We start from the raw sequence: 11,999 nt of genomic DNA, 5'->3' as shown, positions 1-11,999 counted from the left end.
GGCCCGCTCGATGCGGAAATTCTCGATCACCGTATTGGCGAGCAGCTTGCGGCACATCGCCTCGAGATCGGCGTCGCTGACGCCCTCGTCATGGTCGAGTTCGATCAGCTTGCCCGCGCGCACGTCGTTGACGCCGGAAAAGCCGAGCGAGCCGAGCGCATTGTGGATCGCCTTGCCCTGGGGATCGAGAACGCCACCCTTGAGAGTGACATAGACGCGGGTCTTCATCGCGGCCTCTTGGTTGTAGATTTTCCGGCCCTATGGCCCCGATGACGGCGGGGGGCAAGGGGGACCGGACTTTATTCGAGCATTTCGCGCAGCGCGGCGCTCAGATGCTCTTGATCCGCTATGATCCGCGCGGCCAGCCCTTCGCGTTCCGCAAGCCGGAGACCGGCTTCTGGCCCCAGCACGGTCAGCGCCGTCGCCCAGGCATCGGCATAAGCGGCCCTGTCGTGCAGTATCGAGACCGAACGGACGCCGTTGACGATCGGCGAACCGGTCGCCGGGTCGAGCATATGATTGCCCCGGCGATAATTGCCAGAAGTGGCGACGGCCATGCCGTGCAGGGCGATACGCAGCGGCGGAACGGCAATGCCCGGCGGCGCTTCCAGATCGACCCACCAGGGCTGTCCGTCAGGGCGAACGCCACGACCGACCAGTTCGCCGCCGATCTCGACCAGCATATGCGCCACGCCGTCTTGCGCCAGCCGGTCGGTGACGGCATCGACGGCATGGCCCTTGGCCACGCCCGAAAGATCGAGCGCCAGCCCGCCGGGCTGGACGATTCGGCCACCCGCATAGGGCAGGCGCTTCCAGCCAGCGCATTGGACGGCTTCCGGAAAGCTCGCCGACCCGTCCTCGGGGGCCGCCGGGCCGAAGCCGGCGATATCGACGAGCCGGCCCAGGGTGGGGTCGAACGCACCATCGCTGCGCCGGGCAACGTCGAGGGCCACGTCCAGCACGGTGCGAAAGTCGGGCGGCAGGCGCAATTCGGTGCCTTGCGGCGCGCGATTGAAGGCGCTGATCAGGGAATCGGCACGCCACTGGCTCATCTCGGAGATGATATGGTCGAGCGTCTCCGCGATCGCTGCACCAAGTGCCGACGACGACAAGCCGGTCGTCGCGACGTATCGCACGGACCAGAATGTCCCCATGGTCTCGCCCGACAGCAGCGCCACGGGCGCGCCCCGATCGACGCTGCGCAGGGCGTCACTGTCGATCCGGGCGGGCAGGGCGATGCGCAGGCTCAGGGCAGCAGCACCTCGACCGTGGTGGTATAGGACATGCGGCGGCTCGTCGCGCGTGGCGCGGTCGGCTTGTCGTCGGTCGCGGTGGCGTTGATCCAGTACATGCCGGGCTCGGGCCAGTCGATCTTTGCGACCCCGTCCGCGCCGGTCACGATCTCGCGCGCGCCGTCGTCGTTGCGATACCGCTTGCCGCCCGGAACGACGCTCAGCTTGAGGCCGGCAGCCGGCTTTCCGTCGATGAGAAAGCGGAAGCTCGCCGGCTCGCCGACGACCAGTTCGTCGGGATGGGTGATCGGCTGAAACTCGATACCAGCGCCGCTGGGCTTGAAGATTGCGTCGCTCGGTTGATTGGCGGTGACGTAGATTTCGTTGCGCGCAATCATCTGCGTCAGCTTCACGTCGGTCGCATTGGCCGGGATGTCGTCGACCGACTGGACCGGAGGCCGCTGCGGCGCGGCGCCGGGCGCTGCCTGCATTCCCGGGCCACCGGCTCCGGGGCCGCGAGGCCGTCCGCCGACTCTGACCTCCTCACCATCGACCTTGAAGCTCCCCATCACGCTGTTCGTATAGGTACCGATCTTCCAGGTGCCCGGCTTGTCGAGCTTGACGTCGAACACCGACCGATAGCGGCCGGTCGCCGCATTCTCGATCTTCGCCTCGGAGCCATCGGGAGCCCAGGCCTTGACACCTTCCAGGCGCATCGGCTGGTGATCGGCGAAGAACAGGTCGTTCGACGCGGCCGCGTCGACGGTCACCCAGTTGTTCTGACCCGAAAAGACGGTCGCATTGGGGACCATCCATTGCCGGTGTGCAGAGGCGAGCGACGGCAGGGCGACCAGGAGAGCGGCGGTCAGCAGGCGGGTTGTGGTGCGCATGGTCGGTCCTTTTCAGCGGGCGGCGAGGGTGACGGCGCCGAGTTCGGTCTTGCCGGTCGCGCGGACTGCCTTGGCGGGCAGGGTGATCGGCAGCGACACCAGCTCGCGGCCGCCGGTTTCGCGGGCCGCCTCGACATTGAGCGTGTAGCTGCCGGGGCGGACGTCATCCGGGATTGCAACCGTATAATTGCCGGGCGCGCGGGTGGCGCCGCTGATCCCGTCGGCGGGCATCGTCATGCTCTTGCCGCCCTTTCGCCACCAGGCGCGCAGGTCCGACAGCCATTTGGTGCCCGGCTCGCCGCTGTTCTTCTTGACCTGATACCAGAGCGACAATGTGCGGATCGGCCCGCCACCGATGGGTTCGAGCCAGATCGCGACATAGGGACGGTGATATTCGGCGACCTTGAGCTGCGGCACGGTGACCGTGACCGTCCCGGCGGCAAAGGCCGGAGCAGCGATGGTGGAACCGAGCAGAAGGAGGGGCGTGGCGCGCATGGCGTATCCTCAATGAACGAAGAACAGGATGATCAGGAGCGGTGCGATCAGGCCGAGCCCGACGAGCGGCCAGGTCGACCGGCGCGGCTTGGCGTGCATGTAGAGGAGCATCAGCCCGGTCAGCGTGAACAGCACGCAGGCAATGGCGAAGATGTCGATGAACCAGCTCCAGGCGCTGCCGGCGTTGCGGCCCTTGTGGAGATCATTCGCCCAGCTGATCCAGCCGCGGTCGGTCAGTTCACCGCTGATCGCGCCGCTTCGTGTGTCGATGCTGACCCAGGCATCCCCACCGGGACGGGGCAGGGCGACATAGACTTCGCCGTCCGACCATTCGGCGGGCTTATCGCTGGGGTCGAGGTTAAGCCGATCGTCGACGAAGGCTGCGACGGCAGCGGGCAGGGGGGCATCGGCACGGGGAGGAGTGGCGAGGCTAGGCAGCAGGGCCGAGGGCAGCTGCGCCGACAGCGTGCTGGTCGTCGGCGAGGCGCTGATCGTGGCGGCATGGTTCAGGGTGAACCCCGTCGCCGCAAAGAGCAGCATGCCCATCAGCGAGACGGCAGCGCTCATCCAGTGCCAGTTGTGAAACTGCTTCAGCCACCAGCCACGCGAGCGATACCAAGGCTTGGGCGCCGGACGCGGCTTGACTGCGGGACGCGCATTGGAGGCGCTCAGGGGAATATCGGCTGGGTTGTTCACCCAATCCGGCTAACCCGATCGATTCGGCAGTGCAATAGCTAATGCGAACCAATCGCATTAATTTCAGTTCTGAAATGTGGCGCCGCGCTCGGGAAAACGCGGCGCCGTCCTGTTCAGAAGCTCTTGCGCAGCTCCACGCCGATGATGCGTGGCTCGTTGATCATGCCGGTCAGATTGTTGAAGTCGATCGCGCTGACGCTGCGGATCTGGTTGGTGATGTTTCGCGCGAACGCCGCGACTTCCCACTGAGCGTCCGCCTTGTAGCCGACGCGCAGGCCGCCTTCGAGCAGCGACCGCCCGCGAAACTCGAGTGCTTCGTACAGGAAGTAGTTCACCCGGCTGCGATAGGCCCAGTCGGTGTAGGCATAGATTTCGCCGTCGCCGACAGGGATCGCATAGCGAGCGGTGATGTTGGCGACATAACGCGGCGCTTGCGGCAGATCATTGCCGTCGATGATGGCGAGGCCGGCGGCGTTGAGCGGATCGGTGACGGTGCACAGCGACCCGCACGGCGCAACCGCAATGCCCTTGTCGCGAATTTCGGTGAAGTTCCAGCTTCCGCCGGCCGTCAGGAGGAACTGGCTGCTGGGCCGCAATTCCAGCGTTGTCTCCAGGCCATAGCCCACCGCCTTGTCTGCGTTGAGCAGCCGCGCCGAATTGACCGCGCCGCCGACCGCCGTCAGCTGCAGGTCCTTGGTGCGATACCAATAGCCGTCGATGTCGAAGGTGAAGAGTCCGCCGGCGAGTGCCCCCTTGAAGCCGGCTTCGCCCGAAATGGTGGTCTGCTTGCGCGCGATCGACGGCGTACTGAAGAAGGTCACGCGATCCTGGATCGCCGGGCCGAGATAGCCAGTGGCAAAGCGGGCATAAGCGTTGATGTCAGGGGTGATCGCATAGGTCGCGCTGGCATCCCAGCTCACATTGCTCGCCTTGACCCGGTTGGTCAGCGGGAGCGAGACCGCGATCAGCTGGCTGGAGATGCTCGACGCCGCGAGCGCCGGATCGAGCGCAATCGTGTCGCGCTTCTTGTCGTGCGAATAGCGGATGCCCGCGCGCAGGGTGAGCGCCTCGCTCGCCTTATATTCGCCCGAAGCAAACAGGCCGATATTCCGGTTCTTGTTGTCGTGCAGGATGTTGCTGACGCGGGTACCGGTGCCGTCATAGGCATATTCGCTATAGTCGAGATTCTGGTCGAAATAATAAGCGCCGACCTGATAGCGGAAGCCGCCGAGATCCTCGCTGGCGAAGCGCAGCTCCTGGCTGAATTCCTTGGGCTTGGTGCGCCCCCCGGTGTTCACCGGGAACAGCGCCACGCCGAGGCCCAGGGCGGGGAAGCCATAGGTCGCGGCGCCGTCGATATCGCCGGTGCTCTGCACATTGGCCTTCTCATAGGCGGTGGTCGAGAACAGCGTGCCGACGCCGTCGATCGCCCATTCGAGCCGCGCATTGGCACCGAACTGCTTGAGGCTCTGGCTGGTCAGCCCGTCGAGCGACACCCGGTTCTTCCGAAAGCCGGCCGAGAAGCGGTTGCTGCCCTGCTGGAACAGACCGGCCCGGAACACGCGGGGCGTACCGTCGAGATCGCGGCCATGGACGTTGAACAGCGCGCTGAAGCCGCCCGATTCATAGCCCAGCTGGAAGCGGCCGGCGAGATCGCGATAGCCTTCGAGCTTGCGGTTGGCGAGGGTCGGGGAGGCGGTGTTGGTGACCCAGTCGTCGCGCCGCTGCAGCAGGCCCGAAGCACGGAAGTTGAGGCCTTCTCCGATCGGCCCGGTGATCGCGGCTTCGGCGTTGACGGTGTTGTAGGTGCCCCAGCTGATGCTGCCATAGCCGCCGAAGGTGTCGCTCGGCTTGGCCGAGTTGAGCTTGATCACACCGGCCGGCGTGTTGCGACCAAACAATGTTCCCTGCGGTCCGCGCAGCACCTCGACGCTGGCGAGATCGAACACCGGGAAGCTCTTGAGCATCGGATTCTCAAGGGCGACATCGTCATAGACGACCGAGACGGGCTGGGCAGCGTTCGGGTCGAAATCGGTATTGCCGAGGCCACGGATGTAGAAGCGCGGGAAGGTGCGTCCGAACGAGCTTTCGATCTGCAGGCTCGGCGTGCGGGCCGACAGGAAGCGGATGTCGAGGCCGCTGGAGTTGATGACCGCGAGCTTCTCGCCGCCGATCGCGGTGACCGCTACGGGGACGTCCTTGATGTTCTCGGCGCGGCGAGTGGCCGTGACCACGATCTCGGCGCTGTCCGCGCCTTCGTCGGCTGCCGCCTGAGCGAAGGCCTGCGAGGACAGCGAGGGAAGAAGCATTGCGCTGGCGAGCAGCGCCAGGCGAATGGACGTCGAACGATCGGTAGACATGGTGGCACACCCCTTTTGCTGGCCCACGCCCTCTCTGCGAATTTTATTGTTTGAGGCAGCGCTATCAGCCGCGTGGCCGCCGTCAACGGATCGCGCTTACATCGGCGTCAGCGACGTCATTATTGGCGGCAGCGTTGCCACGAAAGCACAGGGGCAGGGTAGGGCGAGCCCGTCGATGTGACTGTTGCCAAAGAAAAGCCCCGGCGTCCTGTCGGAGCCGGGGCTTTGTGGTTCGATTGTCCGCTGCCTCGCTTACTGGTCGAGGAAGCTGCGCATCTTGCGGCTGCGGCTCGGATGCTTGAGCTTGCGCAGGGCCTTTGCTTCGATCTGGCGGATACGCTCGCGGGTGACCGAGAATTGCTGGCCCACTTCTTCGAGCGTGTGATCGGTGTTCATGCCGATGCCGAAGCGCATGCGCAGCACGCGCTCTTCGCGCGGAGTCAGGCTGGCGAGAACGCGGGTCACCGTCTCCTTGAGGTTCGCCTGGATCGCGGCGTCCACAGGGATGATCGCATTCTTGTCCTCGATGAAGTCGCCGAGGTGGCTGTCCTGTTCGTCGCCGATCGGTGTTTCGAGGCTGATCGGCTCCTTGGCGATCTTCATCACCTTGCGGACCTTCTCGAGCGGCATCGACAGCCGCTCGGCCAGTTCCTCCGGGGTCGGCTCGCGGCCGATCTCGTGCAGGATCTGGCGGCTCGTGCGGACCAGCTTGTTGATCGTCTCGATCATGTGGACCGGGATACGGATGGTCCGCGCCTGGTCGGCAATCGAGCGGGTGATGGCCTGCCGGATCCACCAGGTCGCATAGGTCGAGAATTTGTAGCCGCGGCGATATTCGAACTTATCGACCGCCTTCATCAGGCCGATATTGCCTTCCTGGATGAGGTCCAGGAATTGCAGGCCGCGATTGGTATATTTCTTGGCGATCGAGATCACGAGCCGCAGGTTCGCCTCGACCATTTCCTTCTTGGCGATACGCGCCTCGCGCTCGCCCTTCTGGACCATGTTGACGATGCGACGGAATTCGCTCAGCGCCATACCGGTCGACTGTGCGATCTCCGAGATTTCGTTGCGGATGCGCTCGACCGCGCCGGCTTCCTGACCCGCGAAAGCAGCCCACTTCTTGTCGATCTTGGCGACCCGCTCCAGCCAGCCATCCTCGAGTTCGCGATTGATATAGGCTTCGAGGAAGTCGCGGCGGGGCACCTTGTGGCGCTCGGCAAGGCGTAGCATCTGTCCGCCCAGCGTCGTCAGACGGCGGTTGAATGAATAGAGCTGGTCGACCAGATATTCGATCTTCGCGCCATGGAACTGCACGCTCTCGACTTCGGCCGTCAGCTGCTCGCGCAGCGACTGATAGCGCTCTTCCTCGGCCGCCGGGAAATCATCGCCGACGCTGAGTGCGCCAACGCGGGCTTCCTGGACCTGCGAGAAGGTCTTGTAGAGATCGGTGATCGCCGCGAACCGCTCGAGCGCCATCGGCTTGAGCTGTTCTTCCATCTGCGCGAGGCTGAGGGTGTTGTCCTCGTCCTCTTCCTCCGCCGGACGGGGGGTGCGACGCTCGGTCATCGACTCCTCGTCTTCGTCGCTCGCCTGCTCTTCCTCGGGCTCGTCTTCTTCCTTGAAGGTCGGGCCGGTCGTCTCTGCGGAAATCTCTCCGTCGGCTTCCTCATTCTCGACCTGCTCGGCGGTCGGACCCTTGGACAGCATTGCATCGAGATCGAGGATCTCGCGCAGCTGCATCGTGCCTTCGTTGAGCGCGTTCGACCAGTCGATGATCGCGTTGAAGGTGATCGGGCTCTCGCAGAGACCGAGGATCATCGTGTCGCGGCCGGCCTCGATGCGCTTCGCGATCGCGATTTCGCCTTCGCGGCTGAGCAGCTCGACTGCGCCCATTTCGCGCAGATACATGCGCACCGGATCGTCGGTGCGATCGACGGTTTCCTTCTTCGCGGTCGTCGTGAGGGCAGGGCCGGTGTCGCCCTCGTCGGAGGCGGCGGCCTCGTCGATATTGTCCTCTTCCGGCTGCTCGTCTTCGCCGGCGTCCTCATTCTCGACGATGTTGACGCCCATCTCGTTCAGCGCAGACATCACGTCTTCGAGCTGGTCCGAGGTCATCTGGTCCTGCGGCAGCGCTTCGTTGAGCTGCTCATAGGTGATGTAGCCCTTGCGCTTGGCGCGTGCGATCAGCTTCTTGATCGAGCCTTCGTTGAGGTCGATGAGCGGGGCGTCGCCGTCGATCCGATCGCCACCATCGCTCCCGTTCGTCTTCGCCATTTAGGACCAGCCCTCATTCGATACCGGCCGGATGCCCGGCCATAAATAGGTTAAGCGTCCTCGCCGTCCTCACCTTGGGCGAGATCGGTTAGAACGCGTCGGGCTTCGGCGAGTGCCTCTCGCAGCCTCTGCTGCTCCGACCACTGCGCCTCGCTCGTCTCTATGCTGAACCTGTCGGTCGCCTCGCGCAGCGCGGTATCCAGCATCGGGATGGCCGCGAGGGCGTCGATCATGGCCGACAGGTTATGCACAGCACGATTATACTCGGCATTGCCGCGTAAAAAGGAAAAGGCAAGAGTGTTCGTCGCCTTGAGCTCCTCGATCACCGCCCCAAGACCCGCTTCGACCAATATGGTTTCGAGTCGATCCTTTTCAAGAACGCCTTCGGAAAAGCTGGCGTCGAAGGCCGCAGCGCGCAGCGCATCCAGCTTGGGATCGTCGAGCGGCAATGCGGCCACGGTCTCGATCTTGTCGGCCATCACCTCCGGATATCGCAAAAGACCGGCCATCGCGGCTCGGATGACCCCGCGATTGAGGCCGGAGCGGGCGATGGTGCGGGCGGCATCCGATGGTGGAAGGACTTCGGGCTTCCACGGCTGGCCCGTTCGTCGCTGCTGCCGGGGTTGGAAGGGGCGATCATATTGGCGCCGGACGGGCGCGAAGCGCTCGTCGAAGCGGCGCCGGAACTCGGCCTGATATTGTTCGCGGACGTCGCGGTCCTGGATGGTCGCGGCCAGGTCGCCGAGGCGCTTTCGCAGACCCGCCTTCGCCTCTGGCGTGTCGAGCGGCTGCGCATCCAGTTCGGCGCGCCAGACCAGTTCATCGAGGCTGATCGTCTCGTCCAGCAATTGCTCGACCGCGCGGGCGCCGCCAGCCTTGACGAGGTCGTCCGGGTCCTGTCCTCCCGGCAGCAGCGCAAAACGCAGTGTCCGCCCCGGCACGACCATCGGCAGCGCGCGATGTGCGGCGCGGATCGCCGCTTTCTGCCCAGCCTTGTCCCCGTCGAAGCATAGAATCGGCGTTTCGGCCATGCGCCACAGCCGCTCCAGCTGCATCTCGGTCAGCGCTGTCCCCAGCGGTGCGACCGCTTCGTCGATCCCGGCCTTGGCCAGCGCGATGACGTCCATATAGCCCTCGACGGCGATCACGCGCCCGGCCTTGCGTGCAGCGCCGCCGGCCCGGTCGATATTGAACAGCGTCCGCCCCTTGTCGAACAGGGGGGTATCGGGCGAGTTCAGATATTTGGGCTCGCCCTGGTCCAGGATCCGTCCGCCGAAGGCGATGACCCGACCCCGCGCGTCACGGATCGGAATCATCAGCCGGCCGCGAAAGCGGTCATAAGGCTCCTTGCCCTCGACCGAGATCAACAGGCCGCATTCGATAAGCTGCTCGTCGCCCAAGCTCTTGAGCGCTGTCTTGAGACGACCGCGACTGTCTGGCGCGAAGCCGATGCCGAATGCCTTGGCGAGCGACGCGCTCAATCCGCGACGTTCGAGATAGGCGCGCGCGGCGGCTCCGTCGATGCCGCCCAGCTGTTCCTCGAACCAGCTGGCGGCGGCCTGCATGACGTCGTGCAGGCCCGCCTGTCGCTCGTTGCGCTCGGCGGCGCGCGGATCGGGCGCCGGCACATCCATGCCCGCGCTCTGGGCGAGCTCCTTGACCGCGTCGATGAAGCTGAGGCCCTTCGCCTCGGTCAGGAATCGGATCGCATCGCCATGCGCGCCGCAGCCGAAACAGTGGTAGAAGCTCTTGTCGTCGTTGACGTAGAAGCTTGGGCTCTTCTCGTCATGAAAGGGGCAGCAGGCCTTATATTCGCGCCCCGCCTTGACGAGCTTCACCGAGCGGCCGATCAGCGTCGACAGCGTGATCCGGCTGCGCAGTTCGTCGAGGAATTGCGGCGAAAGCGACATCGTCCGCTAGACCGATAGAGAAAGGGCAGGGCGGGATCCGCCCTCTGCCGATTGTGTCACCCCGCCAGCCGGGCCTTCACGAGGCCGCTCGCCTTGCCCATATCCATCTGGCCGGCGAAGCGTTCCTTCAGCGCGGCCATGACACGGCCCATGTCCTTGACCGAGGACGCGTCGAGTTCGGTCGCGAGCGCGTCGATCGCGGCGCGGGCCTCGTCGTCGCTCATCTGGCGCGGCAGGAAGCGTTCGATCACCTCGACCTCGGCCGCTTCGGCAGCGGCGAGTTCCGGGCGGTTGCCTTTCTCGTACATCTCGATGGATTCGCGGCGCTGCTTGATCATCTTCTGCAGCACTTCGGTGATCAGCAGATCGTCGTCGGGCAGGGCGGCAGCGGTCCGCAGCTCGATGTCGCGGTTCTTGATGGTCGACTGGATCAGGCGGATTGCCGCCGTCGTGGTCGTGTCGCGCGCCTTCATGGCGACGACGAGAGCCGCCTTGATATCGTCTCGAATCATGGGGTGCACCAAAGCTGGTTCCGGAAAGGAGATGGCCTAGCACAGAGAAAGTTATTTTAATAGAATTGACCCTGTGGAGAGGGGCCCCTAGTTACGCCGCCGTTTGCCCGCCGACCCAAGCCCAAAGGAGAGCCCTAGTGGCCCAGCCCGATCACGCGCGTCCGATACCCCCCGAGGGAGCCACGGGCGTCCTAGTATTGGGCGATGGCACCGTCATATGGGGGCGCGGATTCGGCGCGGAGGGCGAAGCGGTCGGTGAAGTCTGCTTCAACACAGCGATGACCGGCTATCAGGAGGTGATGACCGATCCCTCCTATGCAGGCCAGATCATCACCTTCACCTTCCCGCATATCGGCAATGTCGGCACCAATGCCGAGGATGTCGAGGCGACCAACCCTCACGCGCTCGGCATGGTGGTTCGTGAGGACGTGACCGAGCAGGCCAATTTCCGCGCCACCCAGCCGCTCGATGCCTGGCTGCGCCAGAATGGCCGGATCGGCATTTCCGGGGTCGATACCCGTGCGCTCACCCGCCTGATCCGCGTTCAGGGCGCGCCCAACGGCGTCATCGCCTATAATGCCGAAGGACAGTTCGACGTCGATGCGCTGATCGCCAAGGCGCGCGCGTGGCCGGGGCTGGAGGGCATGGACCTCGCCAAGCAGGTCGCGACGACACAGACCTACAGGTGGAACGATGGCCTCTGGGCGATCGGCGAAGGCTATGCCGTCGATGCCGCGCCCGCCGATGCACCGCATGTCGTCGCGATCGACTATGGCCTGAAGCGCAACATCCTTCGCAATCTGGTTGCGGCCGGCGCGCGAGTGACGGTGGTTCCGGCCACCGCCAGCTTCGAAGAGGTGATGTCGCATGAGCCGGACGGGGTTTTCCTGTCCAACGGACCCGGCGACCCTGCCGCCACCGGCGAATATGCCGTGCCGGTGATCCGCAAGCTGCTCGAAGTCGGCAAGCCGCTGTTCGGTATCTGCCTCGGGCACCAGATGCTTGGTCTGGCCGTTGGCGCGCGCACCTACAAGATGCATCAGGGGCATCGCGGCGCCAATCATCCGGTCAAGCGCAAGGATGACGGGCGCGTCGAGATCACCTCGATGAACCACGGCTTCGCGGTCGATACCGAAAGCTTGCCGGCCAATGTCGAGCCGACCCATTTCTCGCTGTTCGACGGCAGCCTCGCCGGTCTCCGCCTGACCGACAAGCCCGCGTTCAGCGTCCAATACCATCCCGAAGCAAGCCCCGGCCCGCAGGACAGTCATTATCTGTTCCAGCAGTTCGTCGGTCAGTTGAAGAAGAGCGCCTGATGCCCAAGCGTACCGACATCAAATCGATCCTGATCATCGGCGCCGGACCGATCGTCATCGGCCAGGCCTGCGAGTTCGACTATTCGGGCACCCAGGCGTGCAAGGCTCTCCGCGAGGAAGGCTATCGCATCATCCTGGTCAACTCGAACCCCGCCACGATCATGACCGATCCGGACATGGCCGACGCGACCTATGTCGAGCCGATCACGCCCGAAATCGTCGCCAAGATCATCGAGAAGGAGCGCCCCGACGCGGTCCTGCCGACGATGGGTGGCCAGACCGCGCTCAACACCGCGCTGGCGCTCTTCAAC

Annotated in this window: 11 protein-coding genes; 2 read left to right on the top strand and 9 right to left on the bottom strand. The window is 64.7% G+C overall.

From position 1 onward, the window contains the following. The 9 genes from purS to KAY22_RS18455 all read right to left on the bottom strand — a co-directional run. On the bottom strand, nucleotides 1-228 hold a 228-nt coding region (purS, locus tag KAY22_RS18495), incomplete at its 3' end, for a phosphoribosylformylglycinamidine synthase subunit PurS (protein ID WP_296624764.1). A 71-nt stretch (nucleotides 229-299) separates the two neighbouring features. After that, nucleotides 300-1,178, bottom strand: coding sequence for an FAD:protein FMN transferase (locus KAY22_RS18490; RefSeq protein ID WP_296624763.1), 879 nt, complete (start codon nucleotides 1,176-1,178; stop codon nucleotides 300-302). A gap of 68 nt (nucleotides 1,179-1,246) precedes the next feature. Next, nucleotides 1,247-2,122, bottom strand: coding sequence for a DUF4198 domain-containing protein (locus tag KAY22_RS18485; RefSeq protein ID WP_296624762.1), 876 nt, complete (start codon nucleotides 2,120-2,122; stop codon nucleotides 1,247-1,249). Nucleotides 2,123-2,134: 12 nt separating this feature from the next. After that, on the bottom strand, nucleotides 2,135-2,617 hold the full coding sequence (locus KAY22_RS18480; protein WP_296624761.1) for a DUF2271 domain-containing protein: 483 nt from the start codon (nucleotides 2,615-2,617) through the stop codon (nucleotides 2,135-2,137). Between the two features lie 9 nt (nucleotides 2,618-2,626). Continuing rightward, nucleotides 2,627-3,211, bottom strand: coding sequence for a PepSY-associated TM helix domain-containing protein (locus KAY22_RS18475; RefSeq protein ID WP_366514107.1), 585 nt, complete (start codon nucleotides 3,209-3,211; stop codon nucleotides 2,627-2,629). 215 nt (nucleotides 3,212-3,426) lie between these two features. Further along, complete coding sequence (locus tag KAY22_RS18470; protein ID WP_296624759.1) at nucleotides 3,427-5,673, bottom strand: TonB-dependent receptor; 2,247 nt, start codon at nucleotides 5,671-5,673, stop codon at nucleotides 3,427-3,429. Between the two features lie 252 nt (nucleotides 5,674-5,925). Then, nucleotides 5,926-7,950 carry an RNA polymerase sigma factor RpoD gene (gene rpoD / locus KAY22_RS18465; protein ID WP_296624758.1) on the bottom strand — a complete coding sequence of 675 codons (2,025 nt, stop codon included), beginning with the start codon at nucleotides 7,948-7,950 and terminating at the stop codon, nucleotides 5,926-5,928. Nucleotides 7,951-8,000: 50 nt separating this feature from the next. Then, nucleotides 8,001-9,860 (bottom strand): DNA primase, encoded by a 1,860-nt coding sequence (gene dnaG / locus KAY22_RS18460; protein ID WP_296624757.1) that lies wholly within the window; start codon nucleotides 9,858-9,860, stop codon nucleotides 8,001-8,003. Nucleotides 9,861-9,916: 56 nt separating this feature from the next. After that, complete coding sequence (locus tag KAY22_RS18455) at nucleotides 9,917-10,372, bottom strand: GatB/YqeY domain-containing protein (protein ID WP_296624756.1); 456 nt, start codon at nucleotides 10,370-10,372, stop codon at nucleotides 9,917-9,919. A gap of 137 nt (nucleotides 10,373-10,509) precedes the next feature. Here KAY22_RS18455 and carA point away from each other — a divergent pair, with 137 nt between their 5' ends. Beyond that, nucleotides 10,510-11,688: a glutamine-hydrolyzing carbamoyl-phosphate synthase small subunit gene (gene carA, locus KAY22_RS18450; RefSeq protein ID WP_296624755.1), complete on the top strand. Its 1,179-nt coding sequence runs from the start codon at nucleotides 10,510-10,512 to the stop codon at nucleotides 11,686-11,688. Continuing rightward, nucleotides 11,688-11,999, top strand: a 312-nt coding sequence (locus tag KAY22_RS18445; protein WP_296624754.1) for a hypothetical protein, incomplete at its 3' end; no start/stop codon positions are given. The genes carA and KAY22_RS18445, both read left to right, overlap by 1 nt.

The organism is Rhizorhabdus sp. (assembly GCF_018006725.1).
Classification (GTDB): domain Bacteria; phylum Pseudomonadota; class Alphaproteobacteria; order Sphingomonadales; family Sphingomonadaceae; genus Rhizorhabdus.
This window is presented reverse-complemented; position numbering and strand designations above follow the sequence as displayed.